This is a genomic window from Microbacterium sp. RU33B (assembly GCF_900155915.1).
Lineage (GTDB): Bacteria > Actinomycetota > Actinomycetes > Actinomycetales > Microbacteriaceae > Microbacterium.
Window position 1 is genome coordinate 451,566 of the sequence record NZ_FTPO01000001.1, and the last position, 20,933, is coordinate 472,498.

General features: G+C 71.4%; 23 protein-coding genes. 13 read left to right on the forward strand and 10 right to left on the reverse strand.

Features of this window, described 5'->3' with window-relative positions:
* The first annotated feature begins 1 nt into the window (after nt 1).
* From modA to B0B14_RS02175, 5 genes are read left to right on the forward strand one after another with little or no spacing between them, the layout of a single operon-like run.
* Nucleotides 2–793, forward strand: a complete 792-nt coding sequence (modA, locus tag B0B14_RS02155) for a molybdate ABC transporter substrate-binding protein (RefSeq protein ID WP_076679883.1) — start codon at nt 2–4, stop codon at nt 791–793.
* A 21-nt stretch (nt 794–814) separates the two neighbouring features.
* A complete protein-coding gene (locus B0B14_RS02160; RefSeq protein WP_076679885.1) occupies nt 815–1,651 on the forward strand; it encodes an ABC transporter permease in 837 nt (278 codons plus the stop codon).
* Complete coding sequence (locus tag B0B14_RS02165) at nt 1,648–2,850, forward strand: ABC transporter ATP-binding protein (RefSeq protein ID WP_076679887.1); 1,203 nt, start codon at nt 1,648–1,650, stop codon at nt 2,848–2,850. The genes B0B14_RS02160 and B0B14_RS02165 overlap by 4 nt, the downstream gene beginning before the upstream one ends.
* 9 nt (nt 2,851–2,859) lie before the next feature.
* A complete protein-coding gene (locus B0B14_RS02170) occupies nt 2,860–3,462 on the forward strand; it encodes a GNAT family N-acetyltransferase (protein WP_076679888.1) in 603 nt (200 codons plus the stop codon).
* Between the two features lie 29 nt (nt 3,463–3,491).
* Nucleotides 3,492–5,099: an SDR family oxidoreductase gene (locus B0B14_RS02175; RefSeq protein ID WP_076679889.1), complete on the forward strand. Its 1,608-nt coding sequence runs from the start codon at nt 3,492–3,494 to the stop codon at nt 5,097–5,099.
* Here B0B14_RS02175 and B0B14_RS02180 read toward each other — a convergent pair.
* From B0B14_RS02180 to B0B14_RS02200, 5 genes are all read right to left on the reverse strand, one after another.
* The gene (locus tag B0B14_RS02180; RefSeq protein WP_076679890.1) at nt 5,071–5,613 is read right to left on the reverse strand and encodes a GNAT family N-acetyltransferase; all 543 of its coding nucleotides are present in this window, start codon (nt 5,611–5,613) and stop codon (nt 5,071–5,073) included. The genes B0B14_RS02175 and B0B14_RS02180 overlap by 29 nt on opposite strands.
* The gene (gene cydC / locus B0B14_RS02185) at nt 5,610–7,310 is read right to left on the reverse strand and encodes a thiol reductant ABC exporter subunit CydC (protein ID WP_076679891.1); all 1,701 of its coding nucleotides are present in this window, start codon (nt 7,308–7,310) and stop codon (nt 5,610–5,612) included. Before cydC ends, B0B14_RS02180 begins: the two co-directional genes overlap by 4 nt.
* On the reverse strand, nt 7,307–9,022 hold the full coding sequence (cydD, locus tag B0B14_RS02190) for a thiol reductant ABC exporter subunit CydD (protein WP_076679892.1): 1,716 nt from the start codon (nt 9,020–9,022) through the stop codon (nt 7,307–7,309). Before cydD ends, cydC begins: the two co-directional genes overlap by 4 nt.
* A gap of 72 nt (nt 9,023–9,094) precedes the next feature.
* Nucleotides 9,095–10,129, reverse strand: coding sequence for a cytochrome d ubiquinol oxidase subunit II (gene cydB / locus B0B14_RS02195; RefSeq protein WP_076679893.1), 1,035 nt, complete (start codon nt 10,127–10,129; stop codon nt 9,095–9,097).
* Nucleotides 10,130–10,142: 13 nt separating this feature from the next.
* Complete coding sequence (locus B0B14_RS02200) at nt 10,143–11,585, reverse strand: cytochrome ubiquinol oxidase subunit I (protein ID WP_076679894.1); 1,443 nt, start codon at nt 11,583–11,585, stop codon at nt 10,143–10,145.
* Between the two features lie 134 nt (nt 11,586–11,719).
* Here B0B14_RS02200 and moaA point away from each other — a divergent pair, with 134 nt between their 5' ends.
* Entirely contained in the window at nt 11,720–12,787 is a 1,068-nt protein-coding gene (gene moaA / locus B0B14_RS02205) for a GTP 3',8-cyclase MoaA (RefSeq protein WP_076679895.1), read from the forward strand.
* A gap of 33 nt (nt 12,788–12,820) precedes the next feature.
* Nucleotides 12,821–13,693 carry a formate dehydrogenase accessory sulfurtransferase FdhD gene (gene fdhD / locus B0B14_RS02210; protein WP_076679896.1) on the forward strand — a complete coding sequence of 291 codons (873 nt, stop codon included), beginning with the start codon at nt 12,821–12,823 and terminating at the stop codon, nt 13,691–13,693.
* Here the strand turns inward: fdhD and B0B14_RS02215 are convergent.
* The 3 genes from B0B14_RS02215 to B0B14_RS02225 all read right to left on the reverse strand — a co-directional run bounded on the left by B0B14_RS02215 (nt 13,677) and on the right by B0B14_RS02225 (nt 15,490).
* Nucleotides 13,677–14,288 (reverse strand): ArsR family transcriptional regulator, encoded by a 612-nt coding sequence (locus B0B14_RS02215; RefSeq protein WP_076679897.1) that lies wholly within the window; start codon nt 14,286–14,288, stop codon nt 13,677–13,679. The genes fdhD and B0B14_RS02215 overlap by 17 nt on opposite strands.
* Nucleotides 14,289–14,366: 78 nt before the next feature.
* Complete coding sequence (locus tag B0B14_RS02220; RefSeq protein ID WP_076679898.1) at nt 14,367–15,029, reverse strand: hypothetical protein; 663 nt, start codon at nt 15,027–15,029, stop codon at nt 14,367–14,369.
* Entirely contained in the window at nt 15,026–15,490 is a 465-nt protein-coding gene (locus tag B0B14_RS02225) for a MarR family winged helix-turn-helix transcriptional regulator (RefSeq protein WP_076679899.1), read from the reverse strand. Before B0B14_RS02225 ends, B0B14_RS02220 begins: the two co-directional genes overlap by 4 nt.
* A gap of 89 nt (nt 15,491–15,579) precedes the next feature.
* On the opposite strand from B0B14_RS02225, the gene B0B14_RS02230 reads away from it, so the two are divergent.
* Nucleotides 15,580–16,143 (forward strand): NYN domain-containing protein, encoded by a 564-nt coding sequence (locus tag B0B14_RS02230; protein ID WP_076679900.1) that lies wholly within the window; start codon nt 15,580–15,582, stop codon nt 16,141–16,143.
* 6 nt (nt 16,144–16,149) lie between these two features.
* Here B0B14_RS02230 and B0B14_RS02235 read toward each other — a convergent pair whose 3' ends face one another.
* Both B0B14_RS02235 and B0B14_RS02240 read right to left on the reverse strand, forming a co-directional pair.
* Entirely contained in the window at nt 16,150–17,193 is a 1,044-nt protein-coding gene (locus B0B14_RS02235) for an LLM class flavin-dependent oxidoreductase (protein ID WP_076679901.1), read from the reverse strand.
* A 60-nt stretch (nt 17,194–17,253) separates the two neighbouring features.
* On the reverse strand, nt 17,254–17,631 hold the full coding sequence (locus tag B0B14_RS02240) for an HNH endonuclease (protein WP_076679902.1): 378 nt from the start codon (nt 17,629–17,631) through the stop codon (nt 17,254–17,256).
* A gap of 94 nt (nt 17,632–17,725) precedes the next feature.
* On the opposite strand from B0B14_RS02240, the gene B0B14_RS02245 reads away from it, so the two are divergent.
* The 5 genes from B0B14_RS02245 to B0B14_RS02265 all read left to right on the forward strand — a co-directional run bounded on the left by B0B14_RS02245 (nt 17,726) and on the right by B0B14_RS02265 (nt 20,913).
* Complete coding sequence (locus tag B0B14_RS02245; protein WP_076679903.1) at nt 17,726–18,367, forward strand: NAD(P)H-binding protein; 642 nt, start codon at nt 17,726–17,728, stop codon at nt 18,365–18,367.
* Between the two features lie 59 nt (nt 18,368–18,426).
* Complete coding sequence (locus B0B14_RS02250) at nt 18,427–18,819, forward strand: DUF3054 domain-containing protein (protein ID WP_076679904.1); 393 nt, start codon at nt 18,427–18,429, stop codon at nt 18,817–18,819.
* Nucleotides 18,816–19,322, forward strand: a complete 507-nt coding sequence (locus B0B14_RS02255; RefSeq protein WP_076679905.1) for a GNAT family N-acetyltransferase — start codon at nt 18,816–18,818, stop codon at nt 19,320–19,322. Before B0B14_RS02250 ends, B0B14_RS02255 begins: the two co-directional genes overlap by 4 nt.
* Before the next feature lie 60 nt (nt 19,323–19,382).
* Entirely contained in the window at nt 19,383–20,336 is a 954-nt protein-coding gene (locus tag B0B14_RS02260; protein ID WP_076679906.1) for an aldo/keto reductase, read from the forward strand.
* A 76-nt stretch (nt 20,337–20,412) separates the two neighbouring features.
* Nucleotides 20,413–20,913, forward strand: coding sequence for a bifunctional nuclease family protein (locus B0B14_RS02265; protein ID WP_076679907.1), 501 nt, complete (start codon nt 20,413–20,415; stop codon nt 20,911–20,913).
* Nucleotides 20,914–20,933: the final 20 nt, after the last annotated feature.

Here is a 20,933-nt window from a genome sequence, read left to right on the forward strand (position 1 = left end):
CGTGCGCGCCCTTCGCACGCTCGTGACCGCTGCGGCATCCCTCCTGCTGCTCGCGGGCTGCGCGAGCACGGATGCCGCGCCCGGCTCGTCGGTCGCTCCTCCGGTCTCGGTCGGACCGGAGCTCACGGGTGAGCTCACGGTGTTCGCCGCGGCGTCGCTGGGGTCGGCGTTCGACGACATCGCGACGGCGTTCGAGCAGGAGCATCCGTCTCTCGAGGTCGTGCCGATCCGCTACGACGGCTCGAGCACTCTCGCGACCCAGCTCCTCGAGGGCGCCTCCGCCGACGTGTTCGCCTCCGCCGACGAGAAGAACATGGCGAAGGTGACCGATGCCGGACTCGCCGGGCCGGCGGAGCTGTTCGCCTCCAACACGCTCGTCATCGCCGTTCCGAACGGGAATCCCGGGGGGATCGCCGAGCTCGCCGACCTCGGTGGCGCGAGGGTCACCGTTGTGCTCTGCGCCCCCGAGGTGCCGTGCGGATCCGCATCGGCGACGCTGCTCGGCGACGCGGGCGTCGAGGTGACGCCGGCGAGTCTCGAGCAGAACGTGACCGCTGTGCTCACGAAGGTCGAGGCCGACGAAGCGGATGCGGGGCTCGTGTACGCGACCGACGTGGTGGGCGCGGATGTCGAGAGCATCGTGCCCGCCGGAGCAGCCGACGTCGTGAACAGATACCCGATCGTCGCCCTCGACGACGCGCCGAATCCCCCCGCCGCCGCCGCGTTCGTCGCCTTCGTGCGCGGTGCCGCCGGGCAGCGGATCCTCGCGGACCGCGGCTTCGGCGCGCCCTGACATGGACATGCCTCCCGTGGCATGCTGAAGCGTGTGACTGACAGAGCCGTGGGGCCCGATCGAGCCAGGGGCTTCGTGCCGCCGGTGCTCGCGGTGCCCGCGGTGCTGGGGCTCGCGCTCCTCGTCCTCCCGCTCGGAGCTCTCGTCGCCCGCGTCGAGTGGGCGACCCTGTGGGCCGACATCACCGCTCCCGCCGCCGTCAGCGCCCTCGGACTGTCGTTGGCGACCGGGCTCGTCGCGACGCTCGTCTGCCTGGTGCTCGGGGTGCCGCTCGCCCTCCTGATCGCCCGGGCGACGCCGCGCTGGTCGGCCGTCCTCCGGGCCGTCGTGACGATCCCTCTCGTGCTCCCGCCGATGGTCGGGGGTGTCGCGCTGCTGTTCCTCCTGGGTCGCAGCGCCCCGCTCGGATCGCTGATCGAGGGCTGGTGGGGCATCACGATCCCGTTCACGACGGCCGCGGTCGTCATCGCGCAGGTGTTCGTCGCGCTGCCCTTCCTCGTGCTCACCGTCGAGGGGTCGCTGCGCACGGTCGGCGTCGACTACGAGCGCACGGCCGCGTCGCTCGGCGCGGGCCGCTGGCGCATCCTCTGGCGGGTGACGCTGCCCCTGGCCGCGCCCGGCCTCATCGCCGGCGTCATCCTCTGCTTCGCCCGTGCCATCGGCGAGTTCGGCGCGACCGCGCTCTTCGCCGGGAACGCCCCCGGCGTGACCCAGACCATGCCGCTCGCGATCTACACCGCCTTCAACGGATCGGGTATCGGCCAGGGCACCGCGGTCGCACTGTCGCTGCTGCTCCTGGTCACCGCGGTGGCCGTTCTGCTGCTCGTGCGCGGCTGGCGTCCGGGAGCCCCGCGATGACCGGCGGCGCGCTCGACGCCCACGTCGTCGTCGCCCGCCGCGGCGGCTTCCGCCTCGACGCGGCGCTCGCCGTCGCGCCGGGAGAGATCGTCGCGGTCATGGGACCCAGCGGCGCCGGCAAGTCGACCCTGCTCGGAGCGATCGCCGGACTCGTGCGCATGCGGCAGGGCTTCGTGCGCATCGACGGAGCGGATGCCGCGGGCCGGCGCCCGCTCCCGCCGCAGAAGCGCGGCGTCGTGCTGCTCGGCCAGGACCCCCGCCTCTTCCCGCATCTGTCGGCCCGCGACAACGTCGCGTTCGGGCTGCGTTCGCGGGGTGCTGACCGCGAGCACGCGCGGCGTGAGGCGGACGAGTGGCTGTGGAAGGTCGGACTCGACGGGGTCGGCGCACACCGCCCGAGCGAGCTCTCCGGCGGTCAGCAGCAGCGCGCAGCCCTGGCACGGGCGCTGGCGACCGAGCCGCGGGTCCTCCTGCTCGACGAGCCCTTGACGGCCCTCGATCCCGAGACGGCGGGCGACATCCGCGCGCTCCTGCACGAGCAGCTCCTGCACAGCAAGACGACCGCGGTCATCGTGACGCACGACGCCGTGGACGCGGCCTCCCTCGCCACCCGGCTCGTCGTGATCGAGGGCGGGCGGGTCAGCCAGGACGGCCCGGTGCGCGCCGTGCTGACGGCCCCCGCCTCGCGCTTCGCCGCGGCGGTCGCGGGCGTCAACAGGGTCGTCGGGCGTTCCGACCGCGGAGCGTGGCGCACGCGCGCGAACGGCGCCGACGTCGTGCTCACGACGACGGATGCCGACTCCCGTGCCGCAGCGGAGGCCGACGACGCCGAACTGGCCGCGCTGCTGCGTCCGGGCGATGTACGGCTCGAACTCGCCCCCGAGACCTCGTGGACGGGGGCGTTGCGTCTGGCCCGCGAGGCCGAGCCCACGGCGGGGTCGTGGCTCGCGCGGGTCGTGCGGCTGGAGCAGACGCCCGCGGGTGCCCGTGTCCACACGGCGGAGCCGCCCGTCGCCGTCGACCTCGCCGCCGCCGATGTCGCCGCGCTCGATCTGGCGCCGGGCGTCGTCGTGCGGCTGAGCGTCGACCCGGCGGCCGTGCGATTCGTGGCCCGTCCGGATGCAGCCGCTGCCGAGTCCGACGAGACGGCGGCTCCGCCCGCGGCGGCGCTCGAGAGGTCGGCGACACCCCCGCCGTAGACTCGGCGGGTGCCCCGCATCCGTCCCTTCGCCCCCGGTGACGAGCCCGCCCTCACCGAGATCTGCCTCCGCACCGCCGACTTCGGCGCCGACGCGACCGGCATGCTGACGGATGACGCGATCTGGGCCGAGATCTTCGCGCTGCCGTACGCGGCGCGGCATCCCGACCTCGCCTTCGTCGTCGAGACCGACGACGGCCGTGTGGCGGGATACGTCGTGTGCGCCCCCGACACGCGGGCCTTCGAGCAGTGGTTCCGCGACGAGTGGTGGCCCTCCATCGCCGCCCGGCGGCCACGGCCGGAGAGCGACGACGACAGGGACGCCATCCTGCGCTACGCCTACGAGCGCGGCGCCGAGCCGATGCCCTTCGCCGACGAGTACCCGGCGCACCTGCACATCGATCTGCTGCCCGAGCTGCAGGGACAGGGCTGGGGGCGACGGCTCATCGACGCCCTCGTCGAGGCCCTGCGGGAGCGCGGGGTGGAGGGTGTGCATCTCACCGCCTCGGTCGAGAACGCGGGAGCGCTCGCCTTCTACCCGCGCGTGGGGTTCGCTCCGCTGTCACCGGACGATCCCGGTGCGTTTGGAATGCGCCTGTCAACCCGGCCCTGAGGGCTGTCGGCGCGTCGTATTCTTCGAAGATGACCTCGACTCCCGACGACGCCGGCTCCCACGACCTGGGCGCGCCCACCGGTCGAGAGGAGAGCCTCCGGGCCATCCCTCGGCCCGACGGATCCGCGCCGCGTGCGCTCGTCCTGGGGGCGACGGGGTACATCGGCGGGCGCCTGGTGCCGCGCCTGCTGTCGGCGGGATACCGCGTGCGCGTCCTCGCCCGCAGCGCCGTCCGGGTGGGCGCGTTCACGTGGGGCAGCGAAGTCGAGGTCGTCGAGGGTGACGCGACCGACCCCGACGCGATGGCCGAGGCCGCCGCCGACGTCGACGTGCTCTACCACCTCATCCACTCGATGGGCGCGGGCAAGTCCTTCGAAGACACCGATCGCCGCGTCGCCGAGAACGTCGCGGCCGCCGCAGCCGCGGCATCCGTCGGCCGCATCGTGTACCTCGGCGGGCTGCACCCCGAGGGCGTCGACCTGTCTCCGCACCTGCGTTCGCGCGTCGAGGTGGGGGAGATCCTGCTCGCGAGCGGCGTTCCCACGCTCGTGCTCCAGGCGGGAGTGGTCATCGGGTCGGGGTCGGCGTCGTTCGAGATGGTGCGACACCTCACGGACGTGCTGCCGTACATGCCGGCGCCGAAGTGGGTGCGCAACCACATCCAGCCGATCGCGGTGCGCGACGTCATGCACTACCTGCTCGGGGCGGCCCGCGTGGACGGCGACGTGAACCGCACCGTCGACATCGGCGGACCCGACGTGCTGCGCTACGGGCAGATGATGAACGCCTATGCGGTGGTGGCGGGCCTCCCGCAGCGTGCGATCGCCGCGCTGCCCGTGCTCACCCCGGGTCTCGCGTCGCACTGGGTCAATCTCGTCACCCCGGTGCCGCGATCGATCGCACGCCCGCTCGTCGAATCGCTGCAGCACGAGTGCGTCGTCAAGGACCACGACATCGACGGCCTCATCCCGCCGCCCGCCGACGGACTCACGTCGTACCGGCGGGCCGTCTCGCTCGCCCTCGGCCGTGAACGCAGCGACGCCGTCGAGACGAGCTGGCGCGACTCCGACATCCTCGGCGCCCCGAGCGATCCCCTCCCCAACGACCCGGACTGGGCCGGACGCACGGTGTTCACCGACGAGCGGACCGCGACGACGGATGCTCCGCCTGCGGCACTCTGGCGGGTCGTGGAGGGCATCGGAGGCGAGAACGGCTGGTACTCCTCACCGCTCCTGTGGGCGGTGCGAGGGTGGATGGATCGCCTCGTCGGCGGCATCGGTCTGGCCCGCGGACGCCGCAGCCGCGCGCGGCTCACGGTGGGCGACGCGCTCGACTTCTGGCGCGTGGAGGCCGTCGAGCCGGGCGAGCTCCTGCGGCTCCGAGCTGAGATGCGGGTGCCGGGAGCCGCGTGGCTCGAGATGCGGATCACCCCCGACGGCACGGGATCGCGCTACGAGCAGCGCGCCGTGTTCTTCCCGAGCGGTCTGTCGGGCCGGTTGTACTGGCTCGCGGTGCTGCCCTTCCACGGCTTCATCTTCCGCGGCATGGCGAACCGCATCACGGCCGCAGCGGAAGCGGAAGTCGACGCGGCGACGGATGCCGCCGACCTCACGTCGGAGAAGGCCCCAGCAGCTTGACGCGTCGCCGCTCGGCGAGCGGCGCGTGGCCGCGCACGAGGCTGTCGTCGAGAAGGGTGGCGCCGTCTTCGGTCCACCCGTGGCGCTCGTAGAACGTCGCCGCGCGATCGTTGCCCTCGAGCACCCACAGGTGCGCCCGGGCGAACCCCGCGCGGCGCAGGAACTCCTCGCCGGCCTCCAGGAGCGCGTGTCCGACGCCGTCGCCCCAGAACCTCGGCAGCGCGTAGATCGCGAAGACCTGGCCGTCGGAGGCGAGATCCTCGTCCCGCGACGGTCCGAGGGCGGCCCATCCGGCGAGCTCGCCGTCGACGTGGGCGATGAGCTCGGCGGTCCGCGGATCCGAGTGGAACTGCTCCCAGAGCTCCTCGCGTCTCCCTCCTTCACGCTCCGCGTCGAGGGAGGCGAGGACGTCGTCGGAGATGAGTCCTGCGTAGGCCGCGCGCCAGGTCTCGACGCGGATCCGCGCGATGTCGCGGGCATCGCTGCGGTCGGCGGGCCGCACGACGACGCTCACGCCACGACCCGTCCGTCGTGGAGGCGCACGACGCGATCCACGAGCGCGCCCGGCACCGTGACGTGCGAGATCAGCACGACCGCCTGATCGGGGCCGACGGCCGAGAGCAGGTCGGTGAGGAGGGCATCGGAGGCGTCGGGGTCGACGCCGGCCGTCGGCTCGTCGAGCACGAGCACGGGGAAGCCGTGCAGCAGCGCCCGCGCGAGCGAGATGCGCTGGGCCTGTCCGCCCGACACGAGGGCGCCGCGCTCACCCACCCGCGCCGACAAGCCGCCCCGTTCGCGCAGCCACGGGCCGAGACCGACGCGATCGAGCGCCGCCTCGAGCTCGGCATCCGTCGCCGTGTCCTTCGCGAACAGCAGGTTCTGGCGCACGTCCTCGTCGAACAGCATCGGATGCTGTTCGCACAGACCGACGGTGCGGCGCACGTCGTCGCCCGCCAGGCCGGCGACGGACTCGCCGCCGATCGTGTAGCCGCCCCGCGAATCGAGGAAGCGCACGAGGGTGTGCGCGAGCGTCGTCTTGCCCGCCCCCGACGAGCCGACGACGAGCACGCGCTCGCCGGGTCGCACGTCGAGGTCGACATCGAGGAGGGAGGGGGAGTCCGCCCCCGGCCAGTGGGCGCTCACTCCGCGCAGCGACAGCCCTTCTCCGAGCTCCGGCGCGTGGCCGGTCGGCGCGACCGTCTCGCGGACGAGCCCGTGGGGAAGGCCCACCGGCACCGCCCCCGCGATCCGCTCGGCCGCCGCCCGCACCTGGCGCCACGATGCTGCGGCGAGCGGCACGGAGGCGAACACTTCGAACACCGCCATCGGCACGAGCACGACGATCGCGAGCTCCGGTCCGCCGAGCGAGCCGGATGCCGCGGCCGGCGCCGCGACCGACAGCGCCGCGATCGATGCCGCGCCGGCGAGGAGCGACACCACCGCCGCCGTCCCCGCCTGCGCGCCGGCGCGGCGCACGAGCGCACGCCGGAGGTCGGCATCCGCCGCCCGGATGCGCGCGCGACTGGCCTCTTCCGCCCCGTACGCCACGAGCACGTCGAGACTGCCGAAGTGGTCGAGCAGGGCATCGGCGAGCCGTGCGCGCAGCGGTGCGATCGACCGTTCGGCGCGCGCGCCCGACGCCCAGCCCCACAGCGTCGCGACGACGCCGGCGACCGCCAGGCACACCAGGAGCGTCAGCGCGGCAGGGGGATGGACGACGGCGACCAGCACGACGGCTCCGAGCGCGACGGCCGCGGAGCCGACGAGGGGCTGGACGACGCGCAGCGGCAGGTTCTGGAGCTCGTCGACGTCGTCGACGAGCGCGCCCAGCACGGAGCCGCGGCGCGTGCGGGTGAGCCCGTCGGGAGCGAGCGGGATCATCCGTCGGACGAGCGAGGTGCGCGTCGTCGCGAGCTGCCGGAGGGCGGCGTCGTGACTCGACAGCCGGTCGGTGTAGCGGAACACCGCGCGCGTCAGGGCGAACAGGCGCACGCCGACGACGGCGGCTGTGATGTAGAGCACGGCCGGCTGCTCGCTCGCGCGCACGATGAGCCACGCACTGACGGCGAGGAGCGCGACGGCCGACCCCTCGGAGAGGAAGGCGGATGCCGCGCCCGGCCAGAACCGCTTCAGCGGGGGCATCGCGCCCCGCAGGACCGCGCGGACCTCGGAGCGGGTCTCCTGTGCTTCCGGCGACTGTCGGAGGGTCATGCGTCGACCTCCACCGCCGCGAGGGCGACCACGGTGTCGGCGATCCGGCGCGCGCTGGCGCGGTGCGAGACCAGGAGCACCGTGGCACCGTCGTCGGCGAGCGAGCGCACCGACGACCACAGGCGCTCCTCGGTGTCGGCGTCCAGCGCCGCACTCGGCTCGTCGAGCGCGATGACGGGCGCTCTGCCGGCGAGGTGGCGGTGGAACGCGCGGGCGACGGCGACACGCTGCGCCTGACCGCCGGACAGCCCCGCTCCCTGCGCGCCGAGCACCCGCTCGGGATCGAGCATCCCCGCTCCGGCGAGCTCGAGCGCCCGCGTGACGAGACGGCCCTCCGGCGCCGGATCGCCGAGCGCCACGTTGCCCCGGATCGAGCCCGCCACGAGGCCCGGCTGCTGACCCGCCCACGCGAGCCAGTGCGACGGCGGGAGCGACCGCACATCCGCGCCGTCGAGGTGGGCGGTGCCCTCGAACTCGGCTGCGCCGCGGAGGGCGGCCAGAATGCTGGTCTTGCCGGATCCGCTCGGGCCCTCGATGAGCGTGACGGTTCCGGGCGCCGCGCGGAGGTCGACCGGCGCGAGCAGGCGCTCGCCGCGGCGGACGCGCGCGCCCGTCAGCTCCAGGATGCCGGTCGCGGCGCCTGCCGACGAGGCGGTGCGGAGTGCCGGTCGCCCTTCGACGAGCTCAGGGACACCGCCCGTCGCGGGCGCCGGGGAGGCCGCCCGCGCGGCATCCAGCACGGCGAACACATCGTCGGTCGCGGCGACACCTTCGGCGGCGGCATGGAACTGCACACCGACCTGGCGCAGCGGCAGATAGGCCTCGGGGGCCAGGAGCAGCACGAACAGTCCCACGAAGAGGGCGATCGAGCCGTCGAGGAGCCGGAATCCGATCGAGACGGCGACGATCGCGACGGCGATCGATGCCAGGAACTCCAGAGCGAACCCGGAGAGGAACGACACGCGCAGCACCTTGATCGTCTCGCGACGGTACGTGTCGGTGACCTTCTCGATGGAGTCCACGGCGCGATGCTGGCGGCCGAAGACCTTCAGCGTCGACAGGCCCTGCACGGTGTCGGAGAACCGCGCGGCGAGCTGCTGCAGCGTCTGCCACTGCTTCTGCTGCACGGCGCGCGTGGCGAGGCCGATGAGGATCATGAAGATCGGGATGAGGGGGAGCGTGAGCAGCACCGTCAGGCCGGAGATCCAGTCCTGCCACCACATCACGGCGAGGATGACGGGGGTCGCGATGACGGTCTGCACGAGCTGCGGGAGGTAGCGACCGAAGTACGCGTCCAGCGCGTCGAGCCCGCGCCCGGCGGTCACCGCCAGCTGAGCCGTGTTGCGGCTCGCGAGCCATCCGGGACCGAGCGTGCCGACCGCCTCGACCAGGTGTGCGCGCAGCTGCGCCTCGACCCGCGCGGCCGCGCGCGCCGCCACGATCTCGCGCAGCCACAGCAGCACCGCGCGAGCGGCGACCGCACCGGCCAGCCAGCCCAGCGTGACCGCGAGGTCGGCCCACGGCACCCCGTCGATCGCATCGACGATCGCCCGTGTCAGCAGCCAGGCGAACGCGATGATCACGAGGGTCTGCGCGGCGCCGATCACCGCGATCGCGACGAAGAACCCCCGGGAGGCGCTCGCGTAGCGCACGAGTCGCGGATCCACCGGTCTGCTCCGCGTGCGCGGGGCCTCGACGGTGTCGTTCGACATGATTCGATCCTGCCTCATCGACGGCGAAGGGGCCGGGCACGCGGCCCGGCCCCTTCGCCGTGGTGACGATGCTCAGTGCGAGGCGACGGCCGCCGCACGCTCGATCCGCGTGCGCGAGACGCGCTTGCGGAAGATCCAGTACGTCCACCCCTGGTAGAGCAGCACGAGCGGGAGGAAGATCACCGCGGCCCACGTCATGATCGTGAGCGTGTAGTCGGTGCTCGACGCGTTCTCGATCGTCAGGCTGTAGGCCGGATCGGTCGTCGACGGCATCACGTAGGGGAACAGCGCGGTCCACAGAGTCAGCACGGCGAACACGATCGTGATCGCTCCGGCGAAGAACGACCAGCCGTCGCGCTTGACCCAGTTGGCGGCCACCGAGCCGAGCAGCGCGAAGGCGGCGATCACACCGCAGGCGATCGTCAGCCACAGCAGCGGCGCCTCGCGCTCCATCGCGATGACGACCGTCCAGATGACGCAGCCGGCGGCGAAGATCACGGTCGGCAGTGCGAGGCGACGGGCGAGCGCCTCGGCATCCGTCTTCACCTGCCCGTCGGTCTTCAGGGCGATGAAGTACACGCCGTGCAGGAAGAACAGCAGGAGGGTCGTGACGCCCACCCACAGCCCGTAAGGGTTGAGCAGAGTGAGCAGCGAGCCGGTGAAGTTCTTGTCGGCGTCGATCGGCACGCCCTGCACGATGTTGCCCACCGCGACGCCCCACAGGAGGGCGGGCACGGCCGACCCGATGACGATCATCGTGTCGAAGCCCTTCTTCCACTTGAGGCTGTCGCGCTGGTGACGGTATTCGAACGAGACGCCGCGCAGGATGAGGGCGAGCAGGATCAGCAGGAGGGCGAGGTAGAAGCCGCTGAACAGCGTGGCGTACCACTCCGGGAAGGCGGCGAAGAGGCAGGCGCCGGCCACGATGACCCAGGTCTCGTTGAGATCCCAGACCGGGCCGATCGTGTTGATGATCTGGCGGCGGCCGATGTCGTCCTTGCCGAGGAACGGAAGCGACATCCCGACGCCGAAGTCGAAGCCGTCGAGCACGAAGTATCCGACGAAGAGCACTCCGACGATGAAGAACCAGAGGTAGGCGAGATCCATGATCGGCGTCTCCTTAGTAGACCGTCGTCGGGGTGTCTTCGACCGGGGTGTGCTGCGGCTCCGAGCCGGGCTCGGGGAGCGGCTCCGGGCCTGCATGGGCCGTCTTCAGGATCAGCCCGACCTCGACGACCGCGAGGATCGCGTAGATCGCGGTGAAGGCGACCAGGGAGATGAGCACGTTCCAGCCTGGGACGTTCGGCGAGACGCCGTCCTCGGTGAGCATGAGACCGAAGACGATCCAGGGCTGGCGGCCCATCTCCGTGAAGACCCAGCCGACCAGGATCGCCACGAGCGACGCGGGCCAGGCCCAGATCGCGAGCTTCCAGGCCCACGCCGGGACGTCGCGCTTGGCCTTCTTGCGGGTGAGCCAAAGGCCCACCACGGCGGTCAGAGCGGCGACGCCGCCGAGGCCGATCATCCAGCGGAACGCCCAGTAGGTGATCCAGAGGGTCGGGGCGAAGTTGCCGTCGACCTGATCGGCGAACTGCGGGAACATCTCCGTCGTGTAGAGCATGTTCAGGTCGTTGATGCCCTCGACGCAGCCGTCCAGCGAGTGCGTCGACAGGAACGCGAGGAGGTACGGAACTCGGATGGAGAACAGTTCGCTCGTGCCGTCGGGCGTGCCGAGCGTGAAGATCGAGAACGACGCATCCGCCCCGCACGCGCTGTCGAACATGGCCTCGGCGGCCGCCATCTTCATGGGCTGCGTCTGCACCATCACGAGGCTCAGCTGGTCGCCGGAGAGGGCGACGCCGGCGAACGCGACGATCATGCCCCAGAGGCCGTACTTGAGCGCCGTGCGCATCATCTCGACGTTCTGCTTGCGCAGCAGATGCCAGGCGGCGATCGAGATGATGACCCCGGCGGTCATCATGAACGCAGCGAAGAGCGTGTGCGGAAGGGCTGCGAGGGCGACGGGATTGGTGAGCACGGCGAGGAAGTCGTTCATCTCGGCGCGACCGCCGTCCTGCGCCATCTGGTAGCCGACCGGGTTCTGCATGAAGGCGTTCGCCGCGAGGATGAAGTACGCCGAGAACCAGGCCCCCGCCGTCGCGATCCAGATGCTGGCGAGGTGAAGACCCTTGGGGAGCTTGTCCCACCCGAAGATCCACAGGCCGATGAACGTCGCCTCGAAGAAGAAGGCCATGAGGCCCTCGAACGCGAGGGGGGCGCCGAACACGTCACCCACGAAGCGCGAGTAGGACGACCAGTTCATGCCGAACTGGAACTCCTGCACGATGCCCGTCACGACGCCCATGGCGAAGTTGATCAGGAAGATCTTGCCGAAGAAGCGGGTCAGGTGGAGCCACTTCAGGTTGCCGGTGCGCACCCACGCCGACTGGAAGATGGCGACGGTGAGCGCCATCCCGAGGGTGAGGGGGACGAACAGGAAGTGGTACAGCGTCGTCAATCCGAATTGCCACCGCGCGAGCAGCAGCGGGTCGAGGAATTCCACGCGTGACTCCTTCCAACTGTCTGAAGGTCACGGTACAAGCAGGCCCGGCGCGACGATAGGGAGTCGGGCCGTGCAAAACCCCCTCTGCTCGTGGCGACGGCCTTTCGCCGTGGTGCGGCGGGTAGCCTCGGAGGATGGTCGCCGTCCCCGTCACGCTCGCGCCGCGTCGCCCCGCGCACGCACGCGCGACGGAAGGGATGCCGGCATCCGGCCCTCTCGTCGACACCCACGGCCGCGTGCACCGGGATCTGCGCATCTCCCTCACGGACCGCTGCTCGCTGCGCTGCACCTACTGCATGCCCGAGCAGGGCAATGAGTGGCTGGCCCGCACGAGCATCCTCAGCACCGACGAGATCGTGCGCGTCGCCCGCGTCGCCGCGGCTGCCGGGATCACGACGTTCCGCCTCACGGGCGGCGAGCCTCTGCTGCGCGCCGACATCGTCGACGTCGTGCGGCGCCTGTCCGAGGTCAAGAGCCCCGACGATCCGGTGCAGCTCGCGATGACGACCAACGGCATCCGACTCGGGGAGTACCTGCCCGACCTCATCGCCGCGGGCCTGAACCGTCTGAACATCTCGATCGACACCCTCGACCGCTATCGGTTCCGCGAGCTCACACGTCGCGACCGGCTGGGCGACGTGCTCGAGGGCATCGCGGCGGCCGCGGCATCCGGCCTGCGCCCTCTCAAGCTCAACGCGGTCGCGATGCGCGGCGTGAACGACGACGAGCTCGTCGACCTCGTCGAGTTCGCGATCGAGGTCGGGGCGGAGCTGCGGTTCATCGAGCAGATGCCGCTGGATGCGGGGCACACCTGGAGCCGCGCGCACATGGTGACGCGTGAGGAGATCCTCGAGACGCTGTCGCAGCGCTGGGACGTCACGGCGCTGCCGGGCCGCGGGGGAGCGCCGGCCGAGCGGTTCGTGCTCGACGGGGGACCGGCGACGGTCGGCGTCATCGCGTCGGTCACGGCGCCCTTCTGCGGCAACTGCGACCGGATGCGCCTGACGGCGGACGGCCAGCTGCGCAACTGCCTCTTCTCCACCACCGAATACGACCTGCTGCCGATCCTGCGGTCCGATGCGGGCGACGCGGGAGTCGAGCGGATGCTGCGCTCCTGCGTCTTCGGAAAGCTGCCCGGGCATGCGATCGACGACCCGTCATTCCTCCAGCCGGCCCGCGGGATGAACGCCATCGGAGGCTGAGCCTCGGCCGCGCGCCGGGTTTAGCATGGCGCCATGGGGCGGATAACGACGCGCAGGCCCGTGGTGAGGATCACCCTCGGCGCGGAAGCATCGCGGCGCGTCGACGTGCTGGCGGTGGAGGAGCCGCTCGAGATCCGTGTGGGAGGGACCGCGCTCGCCGTGACGATGCGCACGCCCGGCCACGACGTCGAGCTCGCCGCCGGGTTCCTCGTCTCCGAGGGCATAATCGCGCGCGGCGAGGACTTCCGCTCCGCGATCCACTGCGGGGGTCCCGGCACCGGCGGCGCCTCGAACACCTACAACGTGCTCGATCTCACCCTCGCGCCTCACGTTCCACCGCTGTCGCCCGACGCGGCCCGCTCCTTCTATACGACCAGCTCGTGCGGCGTGTGCGGCAAGGCGTCGATCGACGCCGTGGAGACGGTCTCGTCGTACGACGTCGCGACGGATGCCGTGACGGTGACCGCCACCGCGCTGTCCGGCTTCCCCGCTGCCCTGCGCGCGCACCAGGCGGTGTTCGACAAGACGGGCGGGATCCACGCCGCCGCCCTCTTCGACGCGGCGACGGGGGAGATGCTCGTCGTGCGGGAGGATGTCGGCCGCCACAACGCGGTGGACAAGGTCATCGGGTGGGCGCTGCTCGCCGACCGGCTGCCGCTGCGCGGAACCGTCCTCCTGGTGTCCAGTCGCGCGGGTTTCGAGCTCGTGCAGAAGGCGGCGATGGCCGGCATCCCGGTGCTCGCCGCGGTTTCGGCATCGTCGTCGCTCGCCGCCGAGCTGGCAGAGGCATCCGGGATCACCCTCGTCGGGTTCCTCCGCGGAGCGTCGATGAACGTCTACTCGCGTGCGGACCGGGTCGCCGTCGAGGCGCCGGTCGGCGCGCAGGCGCTCAGCGACGCGCGATGAGCTGCACCACGCACTGCGTGGGATCGCACGACGGTCGCATGCCGTCGACGGCGAGCGGGCCGCCTGCCTCGGCGAGCACGCTCTGCATGAGGTTCAGGTGCACGGCGCAGCGCATGCTGCGGCGGCCCTCGTCGTCTGCGGCGGCGTGGGTGCACGGCGTGAGGTCGACGGTCAGCTCGTCCTCGTCCACGAGCGGGTCGAAGCCCGCAGCGCTGAGATCCTCGACGAGGGCGTCGAGCTGGTGCACGGCGTCGGGGGCGAGCGGTCCGCCGTTGCCCACGCGCAGGACGCGGCGCATCAGGTCGCCGCGTCGGGCTGCCTCGGCCACCTTGCGGCGTGCGACGGGACTCGATCCGGCCCCCGTTCCCGCGGCGCTGTAGAGCACGCGCGGGCGTCCGCGGGTGGTGCGCCGCTCGGTCTGCGGCACGACGTAGCCGCCGTCGATCAGGCGCTGGAGATGCTCTCGGATCGTGTTGGCGTGAAGCCCGGTCGCCTCGCACAGCTCGGCGATCGTGCGCTGCGGGCGGTCCTGCAGCAGGTGCAGGATCTCCACGCGGGAGTAGCTCGAGATGGCACTGTAGGCGACGGTGGTCATACGCCCATTATTCACGGCTTCGCGCTTGTGGTCAGACCATAGAGCCGAGAGTTTCTTCCGGCCCCCCGGAAGGTGTCGTCAGGGGATGTGTCGGCGCACGGCGCCCAAGAAGGCGTCGACGTCGTCCACCCACATCCGGACGCACTGCACATCATGCTCACCGCCTTTGGGTGCCCACCCGGGCAGACGCACGCGCGTGGGTCGCTCGAGCGTGATCTCGACGTTGGTCTCGTCCTGCATGCGCACCGACAGGATGCCTCTCCCCTCGGCATCCGTCGTCACGCGGGGCTGCTTCGGCTCGTCGACCGTGCGACGGCGAGCCACCGCGTAGATGTCGTCCCACGACAGGGGGATGTCGAGCTCGAGACCCTCACGGACCCGTACGCCGTCGGGCCCGACGGTGTGCGGGCGCAGCAGGTGGGCGCAGAGGAGGCCGATCATCCAGGTGAGTCCCCAGATGCCGAGCACGAGGAACCCGATGCGCGCCGCGGGCCACGGGTGCACGATGAGGTCGATGATCGGGATCTCGATGGCCGACAGCACGATGAAGATCATCAGGATGGTGAAGACCGGCTTGTCGTAGCGGAAGCCCTCCGCGCCGGGCGGGATCGCCGGGCGCCGAGCGATCGCGCGGCCGATGCTCGCGTAGATGCGCAGCTCGATGACCAAGAGCCGCACGAGCACCCGCCATGCCTTCGCCGCACGCGTGCGCAGGGGACTCAGGCGGGTGTCGATCGTCATGGCGTGGACTCCCCGGAGGGATCCGCGGCCATCGCGGCGGCGAGGAGCTCGGCGAATCGTGCGGCTACGGCGTCGAGTCCGCGTTCGAGCGCTTCGCGATCACGTGGCTCGACGGCCTCGAACAGCGTGGCGCTGAGCTCGGCATGCTCGTGCGATGTGCGCTCCATGAGCGTGACTCCCTCGCCCGTGAGGGCGACGAGGTGCGCGCGGCGATCCGTGGGGTGCGGGCCGCGTCGAACGTAGCCGGTCTCCTCCAGCGCATCGACGAGGGCGCTGATGTTGCGCGGCGTGACCTCCAGGCGCTCCGCCAGGGTCTGCTGGGTCACCGGGCCCTCGTGCTGGAGCACCCAGAGCACGTGCATCCGCGCCGTCGACAGTGACGTGCCGGTGAAGGCGCGCTCGAGATCGCGCTGGAAGAGCTCGCTGATCAGCAGCAGGCGATCGAGCAGTGTCGGCGTCATATCGTTACCATACTACACCATTACCTGTATTCACAGAATCATCGCGTGGCGGGACGCATAGGATCGGGGCAGACGGACAAAGGAGCACTGTGGCCGAGGGTGACGCACGCACGACCTGGGTTCTCGTCGATGGCGAGAACATCGACGCGACTCTCGGAAGCTCGATCCTCGGGCGCCGTCCTCAGCCGGACGAACGTCCGCGGTGGGATCGACTCCTGCACTTCGCCGGGCGCACGTGGCGTCAGCCGGCGCGGGGGCTGTTCTTCCTGAACGCCACGAGCGGCATCCCGATGTCGTTCGTGCAGGCGCTCAAGGCGATGGACTACCAGGTCGTCCCCCTGTCGGGATCGGTCGAGGAGAAGGTCGTCGACATCGCGATCCAGCGGACGCTCCAGGCGCTCGCTCAGCGCGCCGACGACGTCGTGCTCGTCAGCCACGACGGCGACTTCCTCGACGACGTCGAGGCGCTCGTCGACGGGGAGCGGCGGGTGGGGGTGCTCGCCTTCGCCGAGTTCCGCAATGCCGGCTTCACGGGGCTTCAGGGCGTTCAGCTCTTCGACCTCGAGTACGACGCGGGGGTCTTCGACGCCCCGCTCCCGCGCGTGCGCGTCATCCCGATCGACGAGTTCGACCCGGCGGTCTTCCTGCGCTGATCGCGCTTACGCGCGGGCGGCCTGCACCCGGGTGCTCTCCCAGCCCAGGGCGGGGGCGACGTGCTGCGCGAACTGCTCGACGATCCGCAGGTTGAACTCGACCCCGAGCTGCGACGGAATCGTCAGCATGAGCGTGTCGGCGGTGCGGACGGCGGCGTCATCCCGCAGCTGCTCCACGAGCACGTCGGGCTCTGCGGCGTACGTCTTGCCGAACGTCGAGCGCATGCCGTCGATGTAGCCCACGCCGTCGCTGTCCTGGCGGCCGCCGAAGTACAGGTGGTCCTCTGCGGTCACGAGCGGGAACACCGACCTGCTGACCGATGCGCGCGGCTCGCCGGCGTGCCCGGCCTCGCGCCACGCGGTGCGGAACGCGTCGATCTGCTGGGCCTGCAGTTCGTCGAACGGAAGCCCGCGGTCCTCGGTCAGCAGCGTCGACGACATGAGGTTCACGCCCACACGACCCGCCCACTCGGCCGAGTCGCGGTTGCCGGCGCCCCACCAGATGCGCGAGCGCAGGCCGGGGGAGTGCGGTTCGATGCGCTGCATCCCGGTTCCTCCGCCGAACGGGCTCGTGGCATCGCGCTCGGCCAGGCCCTCGCCCTCGATCGCGCGCAGGAAGAGGGAGAAGTGCTCGCGAGCGATGTCGGCGCCGCGCGGGTCGTCCGATCCGGTGTAGCCGAACGCCTCGTAGCCGCGCACGACCGTCTCGGGTGACCCCCGGCTCACGCCGAGGGCCAGACGTCCGTCGGAGATGAGGTCGACGGCGGCCGCCTCCTCCGCGAGGTGGAGCGGGTTCTCGTAGCGCATGTCGATGACGCCGGTGCCCATCTCGATGTGCTCGGTCTTGGCCGCGATGGCGGCCAGGAGCGGCATCGGCGACGCCTGCTGACGCGCGAAGTGGTGCACGCGGAAGTACACGCCGTTCACCCCGAGATCGTCCATACCCTGCGCGAGGTCGATGGCCTGCAGCAGCGAGTCACCCGCGCTGAGCGAGCGGCCCCCGCCGAGGGGTCCGTAGTGTCCGAACGAGAGGGTTCCGAAGCTCTTCACGTCGTCGTCAACCGCCGCAGATGTCGATGTATTCCAGTGAATGGATGCCGGTGTGCCCGGTCACTCGGGCTCGACGGCCGTCTCGGCTTCGGCCGCGGCGGTGCGGAGCATCCGGAGCACTTCGACGTGCCGAAGCAGGAACGCGGGCTCGTCGAGCCGGCGCCGCCGCATCCACGACGTGACCTCGTCGTTGCTCTTGCTGGCGTTGCACGAGCGGCAGGCCGGCACGACGTTGTCGATCGTGTAGCGACCGCCGCGCGAGATCGGCAGGACGCAGTCGCGCTGGAGGGCGAGTCCTTCGCCGCCGCAGTACGCGCAGCGCGCCCACGCGTCGAGGATCGCGAACCACTGCGCGTCGGTGAGATCGCTTCCTGATGCCGCGACCCGACGCCGTCGCTTGCGCGACAGGCGGGCGCGACGACTCGGGGCAGCGGGCATGCGCACAGGCTAGTCCCGCTCGCGATCGGATCACGCCGCGCCGCCCCGTCCCTGCGTCATCCCCGTAGGCTCGGGAGGGACGGAAGGATGCTCCATGGCCAGGATTCTGCTCATCGGAGGACACGGCAAAGTGGCCCTGCTCCTCGCCCCTCTGCTCGTCGCCCGCGGCGACCACGTGACCTCGGTGATCCGCAATTCGGCACACGAAGACGAGGTCGCCGCAACCGGTGCCGTGCCGCTCGTCGCCGACGTCGAGCAGTTCGACACCGACCAGCTCGCGAACCTGGTGAGCGCGAACGACGCGGTCGTGTGGACCGCCGGTGCCGGCGGCGGGAGCCCCGAGCGCACGTACTCGGTCGACCGCGATGCCGCGATCCGCTCGATCGACGCCGCCGTTCAGGCCGATGTGCGCAGGTACGTGATGGTGTCGTACTTCGGCGCGAGCACCAACCACGGCGTGCCTCCGGAGAACGCGTTCTTCGCGTACGCGGAGGCCAAGGCCGCCGCCGACGAGCATCTGCGTGCCAGCGGACTCGACTGGACGATCCTCGCCCCGAGCACGCTCACGCTCGATGCGCCGACGGGTCTCATCGACACGCATGCCGCCGAATCGGAGTCGGTGTCGCGGGCGGACGTCGCGGCCGTGGTCGCCGCGACCCTCGCCGAGCCCGCGACGATCCGACGGACGATCGCCTTCAACTCCGGCGACGTCCCGATCGCCCAGGCGATCGTGTGACCCGCGCCGCTGCTCGGAGCGTGTCGAGGAGCCTTCCCCGCGGTGCCTAGGCTGGACGGATGGCATCCGTCTCCCGTGTCGGTCGATCCGGCGTCCTCGGCGCCTACGCGCTCGATGCCGCGCTGGTCGTGGTGTTCGCGGTGATCGGCCGCGCGAGCCACGGTGAGTCCGGAGTGCTCGGCCTGCTGCAGACCATCTGGCCGTTCGTGACGGCGCTCTCCCTCGCCTGGATCGTGAGTCTGCTCGGCCGCGTGCCGGTCTCCGCCGTGAGCACGGGATTCGGCATCTGGATGGTCACGATCGTCGGCGGGATGCTGCTGCGCGCCCTGTCGGGTCAGAGCACCGCGTTCGCGTTCGTGATCGTCGCGAGCGGTGTGCTGCTGGCGTTCCTCGTCGGGTGGCGCGTGGTCGTCGCGCTCGTCGTCCGCCACCGCGAACGGACCGCCACGTGACTCCGCGGACGCTCGCCGACGGCGCCGTCCTGCGGGCGGCGCAGCCCGGCGACGAAGCTGGACTCCTCGACGCGATCCGCGGCCTCGCCGTCTACGAGCGCGAACCCGACGCCGTGGAGAACACCGTCGAGGCGATCGCCGAGACCTTCTTCGGCGCCGAGCCGAAGGCGTTCGCGCATGTCGTCGTGCGCGGCGGCGCGATCGTCGGCATCGCGATCTGGTTCCTGACGTACTCCACGTGGACGGGCCGGCACGGCATCTGGCTCGAAGACCTCTTCGTCCAGGACGACCAGCGCGGCCGCGGCTATGGCACTGCGCTCATCGCCTCGCTGGCCGCCGTGTGCGTCGAGCGGGACTATTCGCGCCTGGAGTGGACGGTGCTGGACTGGAACGAGCCGTCCATCGCCTTCTACCGCTCGCTCGGCGCCGTGCCGATGGAGGAGTGGACCACCCGCAGGCTCACCGGCGCCGAGCTCGAAGACCTCGCCCGCGCCGTCGGCTGACACGCGCGTCGTACGGCAGGCGCCGGGAATTCCGGCATCGGCCGCGTGTTGTGGTGAAGCATGACGCGAATCGGCACGAGCTCCCTCGACATCCTCCCCCTCTCCCTCGGCGGCAACGTGTTCGGCTGGACGGCCGACCGCGATGCATCCTTCGAGATCCTCGACGCGTTCGTCGCCGGCGGCGGCGATTTCATCGACACCGCCGACGCGTACAGCGCCTGGGTGCCGGGCAACGCGGGCGGCGAGAGCGAGACGATCATCGGCGAGTGGCTCGCGTCGCGCCGCCCCGAGGGCGTCGTCGTGGCGACGAAGGTCAGTCAGCACCCCGACTACAAGGGTCTGGCGGGTCCGAACGTGCGCGCCGCCGCCGAGGCGTCGCTCACCCGACTCGGAGTCGACACGATCGATCTGTACTACGCGCACTTCGATGACGCGTCGGTGCCGCTCGCCGAGACGGTGCAGGCGTTCGGCGATCTCGTGGCGGACGGAATCGTGCGCCACACAGCGGTGTCGAATTACACCGCCGACCGCATCCGGGAGTGGATCCGCCTCGCCGACGAGCTCGGCGTCCCACGGCCGGTCGCGATCCAGCCGCACTACAACCTCGTCCACCGAGGCGCCGTCGAGGACAGCATCGTCCCGGTCGCCGAGGAGTTCGGCATGGGTCTGGTCCCGTACTACGCGCTCGCGAGCGGGTTCCTCACCGGCAAGTACCGGTCGACGGATGCCGCAGGCCAGTCGTCGCCACGCGCGGGCGGCGCTGCGAAGTACGCCACCACGCAGGGCATCGAGATCGTGGACGCACTCGAGGGGATCGGGCGCGCTCACGGCGTCTCGATCGCCGCGACGGCGCTCGGCTGGCTCCGAGCGCAGCCGACGGTCGCGGCGCCGATCGCGTCGGCCTCGCAGGTGGGTCAGGTCGCCGATCTGCTCGACGGCGCCCGCGTCGAACTGACCGCCGACGAGCTCGCCGAGCTGGACCGCGTGTCGTCGTGGACGCCCGCGACCGCGTGATCGCTTCGCCGCGACCCCTCCGCGGGGAAGCGTGCGTACGATGGAAGCCAGTTCCCGTCGCCTCGAAGGGAGTCCCATGGTCCAGGTCCGTGTCGCCGCCGTCGCGCTCGATGCCGCGCAACAGCATGTGGTCCTGCTGAAGCCGATCGACGAGCTGCCCGGCCAGGGCCGTCTGCTGCCGATCTGGATCGGAGCCCAGGAGGCCTCGTCGATACTCGTCGCCGTCGAGGGCGCCGAGGTGCCGCGTCCGCTCGCGCACGACCTCATGCGCGGGCTGCTCGAGGCCTCCGGCGCCGATGTGACCCAGGTCGAGGTCGCCCGCATCGAGGACGGCACGTTCTTCGCCGAGGTCACGCTCGCCACCGAGCTCGGCCCGAAGGTCGTCGATGCGCGTCCGTCAGACGCCGTGGCCCTCGCCTCGCGGGTGGGCGCGCCGATCTGGGTCGCGGACGCGGTGATGGATGCCGCCGGCATGGCCGACAACGTCACCGACGACGAGGGCGATCAGGATGCCGCGGCGAGCATCGACGAGTTCCGCGACTTCCTCGACGAGGTCGAGCCCGACGACTTCCGCTGACGCGCTGTCGGAGCGGCCCG